This window comes from Kitasatospora sp. NPDC043949 (assembly GCF_056435365.1).
Map to the genome: position 1 here is coordinate 60,385 of NZ_JBWKEQ010000029.1, position 17,664 is coordinate 78,048.

General features: G+C 73.5%; 15 protein-coding genes. 2 read left to right on the forward strand and 13 right to left on the reverse strand.

The genetic code is table 11. The annotated features are described in order from the left end of the window. Nucleotides 1-185: 185 nt before the first annotated feature. From AC07AL_RS23370 to AC07AL_RS23380, 3 genes are all read right to left on the reverse strand, one after another. Entirely contained in the window at nucleotides 186-389 is a 204-nt protein-coding gene (locus tag AC07AL_RS23370) for an EF-hand domain-containing protein (protein WP_400988649.1), read from the reverse strand. Nucleotides 390-676: 287 nt separating this feature from the next. Beyond that, a complete protein-coding gene (locus AC07AL_RS23375; RefSeq protein ID WP_400988650.1) occupies nucleotides 677-1,468 on the reverse strand; it encodes a WD40/YVTN/BNR-like repeat-containing protein in 792 nt (263 codons plus the stop codon). A gap of 968 nt (nucleotides 1,469-2,436) precedes the next feature. Then, the gene (locus tag AC07AL_RS23380; protein ID WP_363586371.1) at nucleotides 2,437-2,979 is read right to left on the reverse strand and encodes a CGNR zinc finger domain-containing protein; all 543 of its coding nucleotides are present in this window, start codon (nucleotides 2,977-2,979) and stop codon (nucleotides 2,437-2,439) included. Nucleotides 2,980-3,055: 76 nt separating this feature from the next. On the opposite strand from AC07AL_RS23380, the gene AC07AL_RS23385 reads away from it, so the two are divergent. Continuing rightward, the gene (locus tag AC07AL_RS23385; protein WP_400988652.1) at nucleotides 3,056-4,660 is read left to right on the forward strand and encodes an FAD-dependent monooxygenase; all 1,605 of its coding nucleotides are present in this window, start codon (nucleotides 3,056-3,058) and stop codon (nucleotides 4,658-4,660) included. Between the two features lie 138 nt (nucleotides 4,661-4,798). On the opposite strand, the gene AC07AL_RS23390 is transcribed toward AC07AL_RS23385, so the two are convergent. The 5 genes from AC07AL_RS23390 to AC07AL_RS23410 all read right to left on the reverse strand — a co-directional run bounded on the left by AC07AL_RS23390 (nucleotide 4,799) and on the right by AC07AL_RS23410 (nucleotide 10,961). Beyond that, nucleotides 4,799-5,275, reverse strand: a complete 477-nt coding sequence (locus AC07AL_RS23390) for an SRPBCC family protein (RefSeq protein WP_400988654.1) — start codon at nucleotides 5,273-5,275, stop codon at nucleotides 4,799-4,801. A gap of 279 nt (nucleotides 5,276-5,554) precedes the next feature. Then, nucleotides 5,555-6,799, reverse strand: coding sequence for a DUF7507 domain-containing protein (locus AC07AL_RS23395; protein ID WP_400988656.1), 1,245 nt, complete (start codon nucleotides 6,797-6,799; stop codon nucleotides 5,555-5,557). A gap of 97 nt (nucleotides 6,800-6,896) precedes the next feature. After that, the gene (locus AC07AL_RS23400; RefSeq protein WP_363586375.1) at nucleotides 6,897-9,200 is read right to left on the reverse strand and encodes a condensation domain-containing protein; all 2,304 of its coding nucleotides are present in this window, start codon (nucleotides 9,198-9,200) and stop codon (nucleotides 6,897-6,899) included. Nucleotides 9,201-9,262: 62 nt separating this feature from the next. Beyond that, a complete protein-coding gene (locus AC07AL_RS23405; protein ID WP_363586376.1) occupies nucleotides 9,263-10,051 on the reverse strand; it encodes an SDR family NAD(P)-dependent oxidoreductase in 789 nt (262 codons plus the stop codon). Between the two features lie 91 nt (nucleotides 10,052-10,142). After that, nucleotides 10,143-10,961: an AfsR/SARP family transcriptional regulator gene (locus AC07AL_RS23410; RefSeq protein ID WP_363586377.1), complete on the reverse strand. Its 819-nt coding sequence runs from the start codon at nucleotides 10,959-10,961 to the stop codon at nucleotides 10,143-10,145. A gap of 286 nt (nucleotides 10,962-11,247) precedes the next feature. Between AC07AL_RS23410 and AC07AL_RS23415 the strand changes: the two genes are divergently transcribed. After that, entirely contained in the window at nucleotides 11,248-11,775 is a 528-nt protein-coding gene (locus AC07AL_RS23415) for an NUDIX hydrolase family protein (RefSeq protein WP_350884975.1), read from the forward strand. A 66-nt stretch (nucleotides 11,776-11,841) separates the two neighbouring features. Here AC07AL_RS23415 and AC07AL_RS23420 read toward each other — a convergent pair whose 3' ends face one another. From AC07AL_RS23420 to AC07AL_RS23440, 5 genes are all read right to left on the reverse strand, one after another. Continuing rightward, the gene (locus tag AC07AL_RS23420; RefSeq protein WP_363586400.1) at nucleotides 11,842-13,560 is read right to left on the reverse strand and encodes an ABC transporter ATP-binding protein; all 1,719 of its coding nucleotides are present in this window, start codon (nucleotides 13,558-13,560) and stop codon (nucleotides 11,842-11,844) included. An 11-nt stretch (nucleotides 13,561-13,571) separates the two neighbouring features. After that, the gene (locus tag AC07AL_RS23425) at nucleotides 13,572-14,561 is read right to left on the reverse strand and encodes an ABC transporter permease (RefSeq protein WP_363622942.1); all 990 of its coding nucleotides are present in this window, start codon (nucleotides 14,559-14,561) and stop codon (nucleotides 13,572-13,574) included. Continuing rightward, nucleotides 14,558-15,631 (reverse strand): ABC transporter permease, encoded by a 1,074-nt coding sequence (locus AC07AL_RS23430; RefSeq protein ID WP_478318053.1) that lies wholly within the window; start codon nucleotides 15,629-15,631, stop codon nucleotides 14,558-14,560. Before AC07AL_RS23430 ends, AC07AL_RS23425 begins: the two co-directional genes overlap by 4 nt. A gap of 32 nt (nucleotides 15,632-15,663) precedes the next feature. Then, nucleotides 15,664-17,382, reverse strand: coding sequence for an ABC transporter substrate-binding protein (locus AC07AL_RS23435; protein WP_363586380.1), 1,719 nt, complete (start codon nucleotides 17,380-17,382; stop codon nucleotides 15,664-15,666). A gap of 144 nt (nucleotides 17,383-17,526) precedes the next feature. Then, the gene (locus AC07AL_RS23440; protein ID WP_317620150.1) at nucleotides 17,527-17,619 is read right to left on the reverse strand and encodes an Ms4533A family Cys-rich leader peptide; all 93 of its coding nucleotides are present in this window, start codon (nucleotides 17,617-17,619) and stop codon (nucleotides 17,527-17,529) included. Nucleotides 17,620-17,664 lie beyond the last annotated feature (45 nt).

Here is a 17,664-nt window from a genome sequence, read left to right on the forward strand (position 1 = left end):
GCGATGATTGTCAAGGGGAGGCTGTCCCCCCCCCCCCTCCCCCCCCTCCCCCCCCCCCCCCCCCCCCCCCCCTTCTCCCCCCACCCCCCCCACCCCCCCCCCCCCCCCCCCCCGACCGCGCGCGGAGGCGGCGATCACCCCGGGGCTCGTTCCTGTCCTGCTCCCGAGGGCGGTCCGCCCGCGTGCTACTTGACCAGCGTGTGGAACTCCTCGAAGTCGAGGACGCGGTCACGGTTGCTGTCCGCCGCCATCGCCTCCTTGACCTTCTCCTTGAGCTTCCCCTGGTGGCCCTCGCTCTTGAAGTGGTTGGCGAGTTCGACGATGCTGATCTGCCCGTCGGAGTCGCCGTCGATCTTGTCGAACAGTTCCCTGGCCTCGGCTTCGGTCATGGCGCGTCCTTTCAGTCATCATCAGGATCCTGAAGATCCATCTGGCCGCAGCCACATTGGCAGAGGTGTGCCGCGCATTGCACATGAGCGTGGGGCCATGTGGGTGAAAGGGTGACAGGCTTTCAGTCAACCCCGGCGCCGACCTGTGCAGCCGGCCTGGTGCACGCTGACGAGCACCAGGAGCACGGGCTGCTACACGCCGAGGTCCGTCCGGGCGTTGCACTCCGGGGCCCCGGGCCGCCGGTTACCGGGCCGGACTCACCGAACCCGGCACACGGCGCTCCGGCCTACAGGGCCAGCCGGTGGACGCTGCCTCCGCGCAGACCGGCGTACAGGCACGGTCCGTCGGGGTCGACAGCCAGGGTGCGGACGTCCAGGTTGGGCAGGTCGCCGGAGGCGTCGTGCCAGGTGCTGCCGTTGTCCGTGGAGCGCAGGACACCTTGACCGGCGGTGATCACCGGCGGGTTTCCCGGGTACCAGACGCCGGCGGTGGCGGCGAACAGGGCGTTGCCGTGCTGGGCGAACGCCACCACGCGGACGGGACGGTCTCCGTGTTCAAGACGGGCGTCGTGGAACGTGGCGCCGCCGTCGGCGACCTCACGGTCGGCGGTGAGGTCCTCGAACTTCCAGGTGTCGCCTCCGTCCCGGCTCACCTGCATGCTGCCCTCCGCCGTCACCGCCACCAGGAACCTCCCCTCCCGGTGCGCGCAGACCGACCGGAAGGACTCACCCGGCGCCGGCTCGGTTGCGAGCCGCTGCCAGGTCGAACCCTTGTCGTCCGTGCGGAAGATGCCGCTCTCGTGCGCTTCGGAGAGGGCGCCGGTCGACAGCCACCAACGGCGCGGATCGGCGTGGCTGCCGACCAGGCAGGTGGTCACCGGACAGCGCGTCGGCGGCACGATGACCCGCCAGGTGCCCCCGAGGCCCCCGCTCCAGAAGCCACCCACCGTTTCGGGGGACGAAACCAGCAGCAGGGATCCGCCCTCCGGGCGCGAGATCGCCTCGACCGTCGCGGCCGAGGCGAAAGGACCCAGGGCCTCCCACTTGTCGCTTCCCGCTCGTACCGTGCTCGACGCCATCACATCTCCTCAGTTCCGGCCAGGAGGCCCGACCATCGAGGACCCTGCACAGAACATGACGAGCTGCATGCGTACGGTGATCCAGCCGCGCCTGCATGCCCCTCCTGCCTGAAGAAATAACCGAAATCCGCCCCTTCCGGTGCGTACGTTCTTGCGTTCCTCGTACACCGCTCGCGACGGCTTTATGTTTCAGGTCGGGCAGTGAGGCAGGGGGTGAAGCCCCGAAGGGCCGGCCGCTGGGTACAGGCCTGCCGGAAGGCTTCGGATCCTCCTTCCGCGAAGCCGCCGGTTTCAGTGGCGTGCGGTGGCCACTATCGGCCCGCTGTCGACGGTGGGCGGCGGCGCGGCCCGCTCAGGGTGCGTGGCCATCGGAGTGAACGATGCTGAGTCGACGCTCTGTCGGACAAGTCAGCAAGAGGTCGGCATCGGGATGGGTGCACCCTGCTGCACACGCGAACACATGAGAGCGCTCGTCATCCATGCGGTGTTGCGAGGGGACGTTCGGAGGCCTGCTCCGGGCCGTCTCGTGCGACTCGGGCGAGATCGTCTCAGATTCGTCACACGGCAACCCCGACTTTCGATCGGGGAGGTATCTCCGCAGGTCAGCGCATCCATGTCCCGAGCGTCAGCCGTACCTGCCGTGCGGCTGACGTGCGTCTGGTCATCCGCTCAACCACGCACCTCGCCCGGATCTCACCTTCTTCCCCTGCCCCTCTCTCGTCCGTACGGTCTCCCTACCGGATCGGCCGACATAGTTCGCCCAGTTCCACCGCGACTGCCTCTCCCGGGCCTCGTACCTGATCGCCGACGAGCGCACCGGCCGCGCCGGCGGCCTCCGCTCCTCCGTCGCCGCGAGCCTGCTGCGCCACCACGGCCACGCCGAGGCCTGCGACCTGCTCGGCGGCTACGCGGCCTGGGAGGCCGCCCGGACCGGCTGAAGGGTGGGGGAGGGGCGGGCCGGCGGGCCGTCAGTCGGTGGCGCGCTGGGCCCGGTGGGCGGCGACCCGCACCCGGGTGGCGCAGCGCGGGGTGCAGAAGCGCTGCGGGGTGCGGCGGCCGGTGTCGATGAAGAAGCGGTTGCAGTCGGGGGCGGCGCACTCGCCCCAGGCGCAGGTGCCGCGCTCGCTGAGCCACAGGCCGAGGGCCAGGGCGGAGGTGGAGAGCAGCCAGTGGGTGAGGCCGGCGGCCGGGGGCGCCTGGGTGTGCATCGACCAGGGGCGGCCGGGGAGGCGGACGAGGCGGGGGCGGGCCGGGTAGTGGTCGAGCAGGGTGTTGATCGCTTCGGCCGCCTCGTCCTCGTCGTGGAGGGCGAGGATGCCGATCAGCGGGGCGGCGGCTTCGCGCAGCTCCCGGGCGTCGGCGTCGGTGAGGCGGAAGGGCGGGCCTCCGTGGCGTTCCAGGAGGGCTTGCAGATCGGCGGCGCCCGCCTCGGGGTCGGCGCGGACGGTGTTCGCGAGCTCGGTGACGAAGTGGAGGCCGCGGGGGTTGCCGCCGTCGTGGTCCTGGGTCATGGGTGCGCCCCTTCCGATCGTTTGCGCATCCCATGGTAACGTCAAAATCAAAGATTAGGCGTTACGAAGGAGTGGCATGCGATTCCCGGCAACGACGTCCGTCCTGATCGTCGGCGCAGGCCCGGTCGGCCTGACCATGTCGCTCCTCCTCTCCGGGCACGGCGTGCCGCACCTGCTCGTCGAGGCGCACCAGGGCACCTCCCGCCACCCCAAGGCCCGTGGCGTGTCCGCGCGTTCGATGGAGATCTTCCGTAGGCTCGGACTGGAAGCCGACATCCGGCAGGCCGGGCTCCCGGCCTCGCACGTCTTCTTCTACCGTGGCCGCGACCTCGTCGACCCGGACTTCGTACGCACCGGCGTGGCCGGCGCCCCGGACGGTGGCGCCGAGCGCACCCCGTCGCCGGGGCTCATCTGCTCGCAGGACGCCCTGGAGGCCGTGCTGCTGCGCCGGGCCCGTGAACTCGCGCCGGACGGCGTGCGGTTCGCCACCCGGCTGCTCTCCTTCACCGAGTTCACCGAGTTCACCGAGTTCACCGAGCCCGCCGCCGTCGGCGCATCCGCAGGCGGCGGCGAGGGCGTGCACGCGGTGCTGGAGGACCGGGCCACCGGCGACCGGCACACCGTGCGCGCCGACTGGCTGATCGGCTGCGACGGCGCAGCGAGCACCGTCCGCACCGGCGCCGGGATCGCCATGGCAGGGCCGACCGGCCTCGGCCACTTCCTCAGCATCCGCTTCGAGGCGCCGCTCGGCGAGGTCGTCGCCGACCGGGCCAGCGCGTCCTACTTCCTCACCGAGCCCGGCCGCGGCGGCTTCCTGGCCGTGGACAACGACCGGCACTGGATCTACCAGCACCCCTACGACCCCGGGCGCGACGACCTCGCCGACCTCCTCGGCGACCACCGGCAGCTGGCCCGGCTGGTGCGCGACGCCGCCGGACTGCCCGACCTCGACGTCACCGTCCGGGACACCCAGACCTGGCGGCTGGACGCCCAACTCGCCGACACCTACCGCCGGTCACGGGTCCTGATCGCGGGCGACGCGGCCCATGTGACGCCCCCCACCGGTGGACACGGCATGAACACCGGCATCGGCGACGCCGACAACCTGGCCTGGAAGCTCGCCGCGGTCGTGGCCGGGTCGGCCGGCGAAGCGCTGCTGGACACCTACCAGGCCGAGCGCCGCCCCGTCGCCAGCCAGGTCATCGACCTGTCCCTCGCCAACTCCCGCGCCCGCACCGGCTACCGGATCGACGACGAACTGCTGCTCACGGCGGCCTACCGCTCCACCGCCGTCCACGCCGACCCCGACGCACCCGCTCGCCCGCCGCTGGACCCGGACGGCGAGCACCCCGACGGCGGGCCCGGTGGCCGCCTCCCGCACCTGTGCCTGGCCGGACTCCCCGGGGCGGCGTCGACGCTCGACCTCGTCGGCCCCGGCTTCACCCTGCTCACACCCACCGGCGACCCCGCCTGGCAACGCCAGGCCGACACCGCCGCAGCGGCAGGCCTGCCCGTCGTGCTGCGGCCACTGCCCGCAGCCGACTGGCCCGGCCTCTCCGGCCTCCCCGCCACCGGCGCGCTCCTCACCCGCCCCGACGGCCACATCGCCTGGCAGGCGCCACACCCGCCCGCCGGCGACCGCGAGTTGCGGGAAGTCCTGCGGCGGATCCTGTCGGCGTAGGCGGCCGGCCCGAGGCCACCGGCCGACCCGACGCCACTGGCCGGGACCGTCACCGAATGCCGGCGGAGTACGACCGCGTCACGGTCGACGACGACCCGCGCGGGTACGTCCGCCGGCAGTACCGGCTCTGGCGCGACGTCAGGCCGTAGGGGGTCCCGCCCCCAGCAGCTGGTCCAGCACCCGGCCGAAGACCAGGCGCCCGGCGCGGGCCACGAGCGGGTCGAGCGGCGCGGGCAGGCACGCGACCCGGAGTTCCTCCGTCCAGGTCACCTCGGATCCGCCGGTCTCCCCGGTCTGCCCGGTGTCCTGGCCGGGGGCCCGTACGCGCAGTTCGGCCCAGCCGAGCACCAGTCGGCCCCGCTTCTCCAGCCGGCACAGCCCGTCGCGCCCAGGTGCGGGGGCGGCCAGGCCGACGATCTCCATCGGGTCGTCGAACCGGAACGGCCCGATGACCGTCCGGGCCAGGATGGCGTCCCCCGCCTGCCCGCCACCGCCCCGCACCACGGTGACCCGGGTGAACGGCACCCGGTCCCCGTGCCGGGGCCAGGCGGTCAGCCGCTCCCAGCAGACGGCCGGGGGCAGCGGCGAACGGCGGGTCAGGACGAAGCAGGCCATGCCTCACCTTAGGGTCCGCCGCACCGCAGGTGCTGAAGACGGAGCCTGGCGCCCTTCGCCAGCAGGTCGCGGCCGATCAGGGAGATCGCGGCCAGGCCTTTGCGAACCGGCGCACCAGTGCACCAGTGCACCAGTGCACCGGTCCGGGCACTCCGGGAGCTGACCCGCCCGCCACGTTCACGTCCCCGCCGGAGCGTGGCCGAACCCCCCTCACCCGTCTGGGAGGGCCTGGCAGGCCCGATGGCGGAGTGAGAGGGGTCCGCGGATTTCCTCGTGCCGTCAGCGGCGTCGGCGTCGCGGCCTCGGCCTGCCGAACCAGGCGGCACCCGCCCCCGTGGCGATGAGGGCGGCGGCAATCCACGCTGCCGGGCCGACGTGTGCTCCGGTCTCGGGCAGTTCAGGCCCGGTCGCGGTCGCGGTCGCGGTCGCGGTCGCGGGCGTGGTGGTCGTGGTCGTGGAGGGCGACGGCGACGGCGGCGCGGTGGTCGTGGAGGGCGAGGGGGAGGCCGACGGCGACGGTGAGGAGGAGGGGGACGCCGACGGTGAGGGGGACGGGGACGGGCTGGCGGTGGTGATGTTCAGTCGGGCGGTGGCGGGGCCCGAGGTGACCGTGGCTCCCGTGGCGAACGGCCTGGTCCCGTCGACGCCGGAGGCCGTGGCGGTGTTGGTGACCGATCCGGCGCTTCCGTCCGCCGCGGAGGGGGTGTAGGTGGCCTGGCAGGTCTGACTCTGCCCGGCTGCGAGGGGTGTGCCGGGGCAGCTGATCGACGACAGCCCCGGGAGCGGATCGTCGACCGCGACCGCCGTCCACGGCACGGGGCCGGTGTTGGTGACGGTGTACTGGTAGGTGACGGTCTGGCCGACCTGCGCCGTGGTGATCGGGGCTCCGCCGGCGGTCGCCGACTTGGCCAGCGACAGGCCGAACGGGTCGGGGATGGCGACCTGCACCGTGGTGCCGGTCACCGTTCCCGAGGGGTTGGTGCCGACCGCCCCGACCTGGTTGGTGCAGGCGCCGCCGCTGTCGCTGGAGACGATGTTCCACCCGGTGGCGTACTGCGGCACCACCGCGCCGGCCACGGTGCGCTGTTGCAGCGCCTTGGAACACCCGCCACTGCTCGCCTCGCCCGCCGGGAGCGCGGGCAGCGCCGGGCTGCCCGTCACCGTCGGGTTGGAGAACCCGGCCGTCGAGCCCTGGGTGACGTCCGTGAGCAGTTCGCTGTACGTGCCTGCGGCGCCGACGTACACGACTGCCGGGTCACCGGTCACGGTGACGTCCGCGACTTGGGTGCCCTGCGGGCCGGTGAGCTGAAACTGGCAGGGATCGCCCGAGGTCCCGATCGGCTCGACGATGAAGTAGGCGACTCCGGAAGCGTCGGTGTCGGAGAAGGACAGCGAGCAGTTGCCGGCGATATCCAGCTGGGTCAACGTCGGTGCCGCGGACGCCGTCGTGGGGACGGCCAACCACAGACTTGCGATGAGCAGGCCGAGGCAGGCAAGGGCGGTTCTACGGGCGAGCCAGATCATGCTGGTGACGCTAAGTGACCCAATTCGGCCGTGGGGGCGAGCCACGCGCCCTGGTCACTCGTCCGGCTGATGGGAACGATCGGGCGTCGGGCGCGGATCACGGCGGGGGCGTGCCGCCGAGGAGGGGGGCCAGGGCGAACAGGTCGGACGGGGCGGCGTCGTCGGGGAGCAGGACGACCAGCGGGGGGCGGGCCGGCGGGCCGAGCCGGGCGACCTCGTAGGCGGTGACGCCGCTGCCGGGCGCGGCGACCAGGGCGACCGGGGCCGGGGACTCCAGCAGCGGGGCGAGGACCGGGCGGTAGGCGGCCGGTGAGGGCGGGCCGGCGGCCGGGCGGAGCACGCCGAGCGCCTGCGGCCCCGGCCAGCCGCGCGCGGTGCCGGGGTAGCGGGTGTGCGGGGCGTCGGGCGGGGGCAGCAGCAGCACCCAGCCCGCGCCCGGGCGGGCGGCCCGGCGCAGCACCTCCAGCCGGACGGCCGGGCCGTCCGTCGGCGCGTCCGAGGCCGGCGGGTGGTCGGCGGGCCCGCCGGGTCGGGGAGCGGGGTGTCCGGCGAGGGTGGAGCGCAGCACCTCCGTGGTGCTGAGGCCGCTCGGCAGGTCGGGGAAGGTGCGCAGCAGGTGGGCGCTCTGGCTGAGGAGTTCGACGGCGTCCCGGTCGGCCAGCAGGGCGCGGTCGTGGGTGGTGGTGAGGACGAGTCCGCCGGTGGCGTCGTAGTGGGCGGCGAGGGTGATCGGGTACGAGGTGAAGGTGCCGGCCGGTACGGGGTTCTCCACGTGGATGCCGTGCGCGGCCAGGTCGGTCTCCAGCCGCAGGTGGTGCGGGGCGGTCGGCTGGTGTTCCAGGACGACCAGGCTGTGCGGCCGCTGCCCGCGCGGGGTGGCGCTCCAGCGGTGGGCCTGTCCGGGCGAGACCCACTCGTAGGCGGCGAGGTCGAGCACGCCGTCGCGCAGGGCCGCGAGCAGTTGCGGCACCGTCGTGCCCGGGTGCACCCGGACGGAGATCGGCAGCGGGTTGCGCAGCGCGCCGGGCAGCCGGTCGATGCCGTCCAGCGGGATGCCCCGTCCGGAGACCGTCACCGCGAAGCCGACCCGCACCGCCCGGGCCGGTCGGTGCTCGCGGGACTGCGCCGCGCGGTAGAGCAGCAGTGCCCAGGCGGCCTGGAGGGCGCTGCTCTCGCCCGCCCCCCAGGCGGCCGCCCAGCCGCGCAGCCGGACCGCCTCGTACGGGGTGAGCCGGCGCCGGGCGCGTCCGCTGCCGCGCCGGGTCGGGTCGGGGGCGAGCGGGAGGACGGCGCCGGCGGCGGTCCGGGTGGCCCAGAACTGCCGGGCGGCGTCGCTTCCCTGGGCGTCGAGCCAGCGGGCGTGGTCGCGGACGTCGGGGCGGCGCTCGCCGCCGGGCAGGACGCCGCCGGTCAGGTAGGCGCGGTAGAAGGCCTGGAGGAGCAGCCGCACGCTCCAGCCGTCGAGCATCGCGTGGTGGTAGGTGAGCAGGACCCGGGTGGCCGGCCCCTCGTCCTGGTCCTGCGGGCCGGAGTCGAGCAGGGTGGCGCGCAGCAGGGCGGGTCGGCGCAGGTCGAAGCCGCGGTGCCGGTCGGCTTCCAGCAGGTCGTCCCAGCCGACCGCGCCGTGCGGGTGCCGGGTGACTTCGGGGACGGCCCGTTCGTGCAGCACCATCCAGGGGTCGCCGGCGGTGTCGTCCCAGTCGAAGGCGGCGCGCAGCACCGTCTCGTGGTCGAACACGGACTGCCAGGCGGCGGTGAACCGGTCGGTGTCCAGCGGCCCGTGCCAGTTCCAGGACAGCTGTTCGACGTGCCGCCCGCCGTGGTCGGCGCGCCCGATGACCTGGCGCAGCATCTCCCGTTGCAGCGCGCTGGTCGGCACCGTGACGGGCTCCGGCGGGTGCGCCAGCGCCTCCCGCAGCCGCTCCACGAGTTCGGCGGCGCGCGCGGACGGTCCGGCGGCGATGCCGACGAACAGGCGCCGGAGGCCGTCCCGGCGGTCCTCGACCAGGACGGCGCGCAGCCGCGCTCCGGCGGCGAGGGCGCGTCCGAGGTCGGCCAGGACCCGGTCGAGCCCGTCGGGGCCGTCCACCGTGCGCTCCCAGAGCGCGTCCGCCCGGTCCTGGGGCGTGGGACTGGCCCCGTCGACGGCGCGCAGGGCGGCGCGCAGCACGTCGGCCTCGTAGGCCTGTTGCAGCTCGACCAGCAGGAACTCCGGGGGCCGGCCGGCCCCGCGTGGCTGCGGCGGACGCCACCGGCGGGTGGCGGTGCGGGCCAGCGCGGCGTTGACCGCCCCGGTGTCGAGCCGTCTTGGCGGACGGGCGGCGGGCAGGCAGGGCTCGGGCGACGGGGCGCCGGCCACCAGCAGGGTGACGGGTGCGCTGGAGAAGTGACGGTTCGTCATCGCTGATCAGCGGGCACCGGAGCCCGGTTCCTTCCCGTGGGCCGGCCAGGGTTGCGCCGGGGTTACTGGGTGGCGAGGCCGCCGCAGACGTTCAGCGCCTGGGCGGTGATGCTGGCGGCGGTCGGGGAGGTGAGGTAGCCGGCCAGCGAGGCGACCTCCTCCGGGGTGGTGTAGCGGCCGAGCGGGATGTGCGTCTGGAAGTGCTGGTGGATGGTCTCGGGGGTGGTGTTGTAGGCGGTGGCGTACTCGTGGTGGATCCGGGTGGTGTGCGGGGTGTGCACGTAGCCCGGGCAGATGGCGTTGACGGTGGTGCCGGTCGGGGCCAGTTCCTTGGCGAGTGCCCGGGTGAAGCCGATCACGGCGTGCTTGCTCGCGGTGTACGGGGCGCCGAGGGTGACGGCCTGCTTCCCGGCGGTGGAGGCGATGTTGATGATCCGCGGGTGCGCGGTGCCGGTGAGGTGGCCGTGCTTGAGGGTCTCCCGGGTGACCAGGAAGACGGCGTTCAGGTTGGTGTCGATGACGTCGTACCAGAGGTCGTCCGTGGTGGTGGCGATCGGCCCGCCGCCGGTGCGGCCGGCGTTGTTGACCAGCACGGTGATCGGGCCGTGCTCGGCCACCACGTGCCGGATCAGCGCGCTGACCTGGGTGGGGTCGCGCACGTCGCAGGTGGTGCCGTCGGCCTGGTGGCCCTCGCCGCGCAGGGTGGCCAGCGCGTCGGTGATGTGCGGGCCGGTGCGGGCGCAGATGAAGAGGCGGTGGCCGCGGCTGCCGAGCTCGCGGGCGATGGCGAGGCCGATCCCGCGGGTGCCGCCGGTGATCAGGGCGAGGGGTTGCTCGGGTGCGGTGGTCATGGCGGGTCCTGGGGGTGAGGGCGGGCTGGGAGCTCGGGCCGGTGGTGGGTGGTCGGTGGTCGGGGGTCGGTGGGGTGGTCGGGGCGGGAGCTCAGGCCGGGTAGAGGTTGTAGGTGGTCGGGTGGGCCGTGGTCGGGGTGTTGAGGGTGGGGTCGAGGGTGAGGATCGCGTGGTGCAGGTGTTGCAGGTGCGGGGAGGGCTGGATGCCGAGCTCGGTGGTGAGGCGGTGCCGCAGGTGGTGGTAGGTGGCGAGGGCGGTGGTCTGCCGGCCGGCCCGGTAGAGCGCGACCATGGCCTGGGCGTGCAGGCCCTCGTGGTGCGGGTGCTGGTGGGTGAGGTGGGTGAGTTCGGGGATGAGCTCGTTGTGCCGGCCGAGCCGCAGGTCGGTGTCGATGCGGCGTTCCAGGGTGATCAGGCGGCTCTCCTCCAGGCGCATGATCTCGATGGCGAGGATCGGCCCGGGCCGCACGTCGACCAGGGCCGGGCCGTGCCAGAGCGCGAGGGCCTGCCGGAAGTGGGTGGCGGCCTGGTGGTCGTGGCCGTGGTTGAAGGCGTGCTGCCCCTGGGTGGTGAGCAGGCTGTAGGTGTGGACGTCGAGGTTGTCCGGGTGGGTGGTGAGCTGGTAGCCGCCGTGCCGGGTGGTCAGGATGTCCTTGGCGGTGATGTGCGGGGTCGGCCCGAGGCCGTGGGTGATCCGGCGGCGCAGTTGCAGGATGTACGTCTGCATGGTGGTGAGCGCCTGTCTGGGCGGGTCGTCGCCCCAGATCTCCTCGATCAGGGTGGCGGTGGGCAGGATGCGGTTCGGGTAGAGCGCGAGGAGGGCCAGGATCTGGCGCTGCTTGGCGGCGGTGGGGACGACGGAGATGCCGTTGAGGTCGGCGGTGAGGGGGCCGAGGACCTTGAGGTGCATGGCGGTTCTCCTCTCGGGCGCGGGGCGTCCGCTCGGGTGGGCGTCATTCGGCTGCTTGTTCGGGTCGACGGAATGGTGGGGCGGACGCGTCGCACCCTAGTTGGGCCGAGGGGTGGGGGCCGGATTCCTCAAGTGCCCGTCGAGCGCGGTTCCGGGCGCTCTGGTGGGGCGCCTCCGGGCGGAGCGGTGCGGCGGGCCGGTGCGGCGGGCCGGCGCTCGACGGTGTGACGGGCGGGGCGCCCGGCGCGGACGGGGCCCGGGAACGTACGATCGGCGAATGGCTGACATGACGGAAACCACGCCAGGCTGGCTCGCCCCCGAGGAACTAGAGACCACCCGCGCCAAGATGCCGATCCTGTACGTCGAGGCCGTGCCGGTCCGCGTCGACGACGCCGGCGAGGTCACCCAGATCGGCCTCCTGCTGCGGATCGGACCGGACGGGACGGTCAGCCGCACGCTGGTCTCCGGCCGGGTGCTGCACCACGAGCGGATCCGCGACGCCCTGCTGCGCCATCTGGAGAAGGACCTCGGCCCGGTGGCGCTGCCCCGGATCCCGGCCTCGCTGCAACCGTTCACGGTCGCCGAGTACTTCCCGACCCTGGGGATCACCGAGTTCCACGACCCGCGTCAGCACGCGGTGTCGCTGGCGTACGTCGTGCCGGTGGCCGGCGACTGCCGGCCGCGCCAGGACGCGCTCGACCTGGTCTGGTTCAGCCCGCAGGAGGCCGCCTCCCCGCTGGTGCAGCAGGACATGCCCGGCGGTCAGGGGGCGCTGCTCAAACGGGCCCTGGCGCACGTCGGCTGCCTGAGCTGAGCACTCCGGCCGGGGCCCGCACCTCACCGGATGCGGGCCCCGGCCGGGAGCCGGTCAGGGAGCCGGTCAGGCTCCGGCGGATGCCAGGCGCGCGTTGCGCCGGGCGGTCGCCTCGACCGGGTCCAGCACCGGCACGGCCGCCAGCAGGCCCTTGGTGTACGCGTGCTGGGGGGAGTCGTACACGGCGTCGGCGTCGCCCTGCTCCACGATCCGCCCGGCCTGCATCACCGCGACCCGGTCGCTCACCTGCCGGACCACGGCGAGGTCGTGGGCGATGAAGACCAGCGCGAGGCCGAGGTCGCGCTGCAACTCGCCGAGCAACGCGACCACCTGGGCCTGGGTGGTGACGTCCAGTGCGGAGACCGGCTCGTCGCAGACGATCAGTCGCGGCTGCGGGGCGAGCGCCCGCGCGATGCCGACCCGCTGGCGCTGTCCGCCGGAGAACTCGTGCGGATAGCGGTGGTACCAGTCGGCGTCGAGGCCCACCCGTTCGAGGAGCTCGCCGACCCGGGCGCGGATGCGGCGCTCGTCGCTCCCACCGGCGATGCGCAGCGGGTCGGCGATGGACTCCCCGATGCTGCGGCGCGGGTTGAGCGAGGACACCGGGTCCTGGAAGACCATCTGCAACTCCCTCCGGAGTGGGCGCAGTTCGTTCTCCCCGAGCGCTCCGATGTCCCGGCCGCGGTAGTGGAGCCGGCCGCCGGTCGGCTCCAGCAGCCGGACCAGCATCCGCCCGAGTGTGGTCTTGCCGGAGCCGGACTCGCCGACGATGCCCAGCGTCTCGCCCGCGTGCACGGTGAGCGAGACGCCGTCCACGGCGGCCACGGGGGCCGCGCGCCGGGTGAGGCCGCCGCGGGTGGCGAACTCACGGCGCAGGTCGGTGGCTTCGAGCAGGACGTCGCCGTCGGTGCGCCCGGCGGCTCCGTCGGCGGCGGTGCCCGCGGCAGGCCCGGCAGAACCGGCAGGCCCGGCGGGCCCGGTCGGTGCGCCCGGAGCGTCGACCCGGGGCACCGCCGACAGCAGCGCGCGGGTGTACGGCTCGCGCGGCGCGCCCAGCACCTCGGTGACCGGGCCGTGTTCCACCGCCCGGCCGTCCTTCATCACCAGCACCCGGTCGACGCTCCCGGCGACCACCCCCAGATCGTGGGTGACCAGGACCAGCCCGGCCCCGGTCTCGGCCCGCAACTCGTGCAGCAGGTCGAGGATCTGGGCCTGGACGGTGACGTCCAGCGCGGTCGTGGGCTCGTCGGCGACCAGCAGCCGCGGCTCGCAGGCCAGGGCCATCGCGATCAGCACCCGCTGGCGCATGCCGCCGCTGAACTCGTGCGGGCGCGACCGCGAGCGCCGTCCCGGGTCGGGGATGCCGACGCGGCCGAGCACCTCGACGGCGCGGGCCCTGGCGGCCCGGCGGGAGACGGCCCGGTGGACCCGTACGACCTCGGCGATCTGGTCGCCCACGGCGTAGTACGGGTCGAGGGCGGAGAGCGGGTCCTGGAACACCATGGCCGCCAACCCGCCGCGCAGCCGCCGCAGTTCGTCGCCCTCGGCGGTGACGGCGTCGATGCCGGCGACCCGGACGGAGCCGCCGACCCGGGCGCCGGTGCCGCGGTGCAGGCCGAGCAGTCCGTAGGCGACGGTGCTCTTGCCCGACCCGGACTCGCCGACGATGCCGAGCGCCTGCCCGGCCTCCAGGGTGAAGCCCACGCCGTCGACGGCGCGTACGTGCCCGTCGCCGACCGGGAAGTCGACGACGAGATCCCGGACGTCGACCAGGGGAGGAGCCAGGGGTTCGGCGCTCACGTCAGGACCACCCTTCGATCGGTCACCGCGTAGAGCACGTCCGCGACGACGTTGGCGAGGACCACGGCGAACCCGGTGACGAGGGTGAGGCCGACGACGGTCGGCAGGTCGATCAGGCTGACCGAGCTGACCAGCAGCTTGCCGAGCCCCGGGAGCCCGAACAGCGACTCCGTCAGCACGGCGGAGCCGAACATCGTCCCGAGGTCCATGGCGGTGAGCGCGATCACCGGGGTGAGCGCGCCGCGCAGCGCGTGCCTGGTCACCAGGCGCCGCTCGCTGACGCCGTACGCCCGGAAGGTCCGGATGTGGTCGTCGGCGAGGGTCTCCAGCATGGACGAGCGGGTCAGCCGGGCGTACTTGGCGGACTCGATGAGCGCGAGCGAGACCCAGGGCAGCAGCAGGCCCCAGAACCACTGCTGCGGGTCCTCGGTGAGCGGTACGTAGCTCGGGAACGGCAGCCACTGGAGCTGGGCGCACAGGACGATGAGCAGCACCAGGCCGATGACGAAGACCGGGATGGAGTTGCCGGCCAGCGTCAGCGCGGTCAGCAGCCGCTCGCTGAGCCGGCCCCGGCGCAGCGCGGAGAGCAGCCCGGTACCGACCCCGAGGGCCAGCCAGAGCACCATCGCGCCGAGTGCCAGCGAGGCCGTCACCGGGAGCCGGGCGGCGATCATGTCGGTGACCTGCTCGCCGCTGCGGTAGGAGACGCCCAGGCACGGCGCCGGGCAGTGCAGCAGGCCCGTCCCGGCGCTGAAGTCGCGGCCGGCGACGACGCCCTGGAGGAAGTGGGCGTACTGGAGGTAGACCGGTGCGTCGAGGCCGAGGCGTTCGCGCACCTGGAGGACCTGGGCGGGGCTGCACTTCTCGCCGCAGGCCAGCTGGGCGGGGTCGCCGGGGGCGATGTAGAAGACCGCGTAGACGATCAGCGAGATGGCGAGCAGGACGCCGACCATGCCGATGGCCCTGCGGAGCAGGAAGCGGGTCATGCGGTGGCCTCCTCGGTGGCGGCCGACGGGCCGGGGCGGGCGGGGTCCGGCGTGCCGCTGCCCGGCGATGCGGTGCCCGACGGTCCGCTGCCCGACGAGCCGGCGCCGCGCGCCGTTCCGACCCGCAGCCGGGAGGCCGCGCGGGGGTCGAGCTCGGTGCGGACGGCGTCGCCGAGCACGGTGAAGGCGAGCACCGTGGCGAACAGCAACGCGGACGGGAGCAGCACGTACATCGGGTCGGCGCGGAACCAGGTGGTCGCGCCGGAGAGCATCTGGCCCCACGACGAGGTCGGCGGCTTGACGCCCACGCCGAGGAAGGACAGCCCGGCCTCGGCGATCACGTTGGACGGCAGCAGCACCGCGGCGTAGGTGATGACCGGCGCGGCCAGGGACGGCAGCAGCTCCCGGCGGGCGATCCGCCAGCGGGTGGCGCCGGCGAGCCGGGCCGCGGCCACGTAGTCGAGCTGGCGGAGGCTGAGCGTCTGCGCCCGGACCAGCCGGGCGGTGCCGGCCCAGCCGAGCAGCCCGATGACCAGGGTCAGCAGGAGCGGGCGGGGGAAGTCGGAGGGCACGACCGCCATCAGCGAGATGGCGAAGACCAGCGAGGGCAGCGCGAGCATCACCTCGGTGGTGTTGCCGATCAGCTGGTCGAGCAGCCGGCTGCCGAGGCCCGCGGCGAGGCCGAGCAGGACGCCGATGGCGACCTGGACGAGGGTGGCGCCGACGGCGACGAGCAGCGAGATCCGGGCGCCGTGGACCAGTCGGGCGAACACGTCGCGCCCGGTGCCGGGTTCGACGCCGAGCCAGTGCTCGGCGCTGACGCCGCCGAAGGAGCCGGTGGGCACCCCGCCGGCCGCCGAGTCGAGCAGGTCGTTGTGGTAGCTGGTGGGGTCCTGGCCCTCGATCGCGCTGAGCAGCGGTGCCGCTGCCGCGATCAGGGCGAGCAGGGCGATGACGAGGACGGCGGCGAGGACGGCGCGCCGCGCGAGCAGCCGCCGCCACACCGTCCGGCCCCCGGCGGCCGGGGAGGCCGCGAGGGCCTCCCCGGCCTGGGGTTCCTGTGGAGCCATGGTTGTTCGACCGATCCGTCCGATCCCGTCCGCTACTTGACCGCGACCTGGGAGATGTCGAGCACGCCGGTCCAGTCGCTGATGACGATGTTGCGGACGTCCTTGCCCGACAGCCGCTTGTAGACGGGGTGGAACAGCGGGACGGTCAGGGCCTGGTCGCCGATCCGCTTGTCCAGGGCACCCCAGCGCTTGGCCGCCTCGGCGTGGTCGGTGATCTTGTTGATCTGGTCGATCTCGTCGTTCACCGACGGGTCGTCCAGCTGCGCGGAGTTGAAGTTGTAGCCGTCGGTGACGATCTGCCGGCCGTCGAAGATCGGCGCGAGGAACGGGCCGCCGGAGGGCCAGTCGGCGCCCCAGCCGGAGAGGAAGAGGCCGGGTTCGGTGCTGACGGTGTGGATCGTCTTGGAGTACCTGGTGGAGTCCAGGGCGTCGAGCTGGACGGTGATCCCGGCCGCCTTCAGGCCGTCCTGGACGGCGGTGGCCAGGTTCGGGCCGTAGCCCTTGCCCGATTCGGTGGAGTGGGTGAGCGTGATGGTCAGGCCGTCCGGGTAGCCGGCCTCCTTCAGCAGCTCCCTGGCCTTCTCCGGGTTGCCGGTGGCGCCGGCCGGGAACGGGTCGTAGGGCGTGTACCCGAAGGTCTCCTGGGCGGGCAGGTAGGTGGTGGCGGCCTCGGCGAGCGAGGAGCCGCCGGCGGCGTTGACGACCGAGGTGCGGTTGAGCGCGTAGGCGACGGCCTGCCGGACCTTGGGGTTGTCGAAGGGCTTGACCTTGGGGTTGAACGCCAGGTAGTTGACGTAGCCGAAGTGGCCGGTGCCGACGCGGGCGGCGAGCGCCTTGTCGTCCTTCACCTGGGCGAGCTCGGAGGGGCCGAGGTTGGTGTCGGTGGTGACGGCGGCCGCGTCGGCGCCGGTGCCGGCGGAGAGCCGCTGGTTGATCACCGCCGGGTCGAGCCCGGACTGCACGTCGACGGTGTCCGGGTACGCCTTGCGCTGGTCGTCATTGGCCGCGGACCAGTTGGGGTTGCGCTTGAGGACGAGGTGTGCGCCGTCGTTCTCGTTCTTGACGACCTGGTAGGGGCCGGAGGAGACGGGGTGCTCCTGGTACTTCGTCCCGGTGTCCTTGGCCTTCGGGACGGGGGCGAACTGCGTCTGGGTGGCCAGGTAGGGGAAGTCGCCCTCGGGCTTGTTGAGACGGAAGGTGATGGTCTTCTCGTCCGGCGTCTCGATCGCGTCCAGACCGCGGCCGTCCTTGTACGGGCCCTGGTAGTCGGCGGCGCCGACCAGCCAGTCCCTCAGGAATGGCGCCCCGCCGGAGAGTTCGGGGGCGAATGACCTTTCGATGCCGTACTTGATATCGGCGGTGGTGATCGCCGAGCCGTCCTCGTACTTCAGGCCGTCCTTGAGGTGGTACGTCCACACCGTCGCGCCCTCCGAGGGGGTGCCGGTGTCGGTGGCGAGGTCGGGGACGACCTTGGTGCCGGCCGCGCCGTCGGCCCGGTTGCGGGTGGTGAGGGTGCGGAAGACCAGGGAGGGCACGTTGCCGCCGCCGGAGGTGTAGAGCCGTGCGGGGTCGAACTGGTCCTGCGGGTTCTGGTTGAGGACGGTGAGGGTGCCGCCCTGCTGCGGCGCGGCGTCCTTGCCGGTGCTTCCACCGCCGTCGCCCTTCGGTCCGCACGCCGCCACTCCGACGGCCAGGGCGACGGTGACGGTCGCCGCGGCGAGGCGGCGGGGGGTGAAGGTGGTTCGAGACATCGGAAAGGGGGCCTTTCGCTACCGATGGTGTACGGAGGAAGGCGGGCGACAGTGAGGCCGTGAGGAGAGTGAGCGGCACCGCGCCCGCAGGAAGGGGCGACGTCCCGGGGCGGCGATCACCGCTACGCGTCGGGACAGGCGGATTCAGCGACAGAGATTGTCGGAAACGCAGTGCGCGGCCACGCCGATCAGCGCCAGCTCAATGGCGGCGCACTCGATCGGGTGACGGTCAGACATGCCGAGAAGACTGTATGACTTTAAGCGGAATGTCAAAACTCCGGA

Excerpts from the sequence above, each read along its gene's own strand:
- AC07AL_RS23370 (WP_400988649.1), bottom strand. The coding sequence starts at position 389 with ATGACCGAAGCCGAGGCCAGGGAACTGTTCGACAAGATCGACGGCGAC.
- AC07AL_RS23375 (WP_400988650.1), bottom strand. The coding sequence starts at position 1,468 with ATGGCGTCGAGCACGGTACGAGCGGGAAGCGACAAGTGGGAGGCCCTG.
- AC07AL_RS23380 (WP_363586371.1), bottom strand. The coding sequence starts at position 2,979 with ATGACCCAGGACCACGACGGCGGCAACCCCCGCGGCCTCCACTTCGTC.
- AC07AL_RS23385 (WP_400988652.1), top strand. The coding sequence starts at position 3,056 with ATGCGATTCCCGGCAACGACGTCCGTCCTGATCGTCGGCGCAGGCCCG.
- AC07AL_RS23390 (WP_400988654.1), bottom strand. The coding sequence starts at position 5,275 with ATGGCCTGCTTCGTCCTGACCCGCCGTTCGCCGCTGCCCCCGGCCGTC.
- AC07AL_RS23395 (WP_400988656.1), bottom strand. The coding sequence starts at position 6,799 with ATGATCTGGCTCGCCCGTAGAACCGCCCTTGCCTGCCTCGGCCTGCTC.
- AC07AL_RS23400 (WP_363586375.1), bottom strand. The coding sequence starts at position 9,200 with ATGACGAACCGTCACTTCTCCAGCGCACCCGTCACCCTGCTGGTGGCC.
- AC07AL_RS23405 (WP_363586376.1), bottom strand. The coding sequence starts at position 10,051 with ATGACCACCGCACCCGAGCAACCCCTCGCCCTGATCACCGGCGGCACC.
- AC07AL_RS23410 (WP_363586377.1), bottom strand. The coding sequence starts at position 10,961 with ATGCACCTCAAGGTCCTCGGCCCCCTCACCGCCGACCTCAACGGCATC.
- AC07AL_RS23415 (WP_350884975.1), top strand. The coding sequence starts at position 11,248 with ATGACGGAAACCACGCCAGGCTGGCTCGCCCCCGAGGAACTAGAGACC.
- AC07AL_RS23425 (WP_363622942.1), bottom strand. The coding sequence starts at position 14,561 with ATGACCCGCTTCCTGCTCCGCAGGGCCATCGGCATGGTCGGCGTCCTG.
- AC07AL_RS23430 (WP_478318053.1), bottom strand. The coding sequence starts at position 15,631 with ATGGCTCCACAGGAACCCCAGGCCGGGGAGGCCCTCGCGGCCTCCCCG.
- AC07AL_RS23435 (WP_363586380.1), bottom strand. The coding sequence starts at position 17,382 with ATGTCTCGAACCACCTTCACCCCCCGCCGCCTCGCCGCGGCGACCGTC.
- AC07AL_RS23440 (WP_317620150.1), bottom strand. The coding sequence starts at position 17,619 with ATGTCTGACCGTCACCCGATCGAGTGCGCCGCCATTGAGCTGGCGCTG.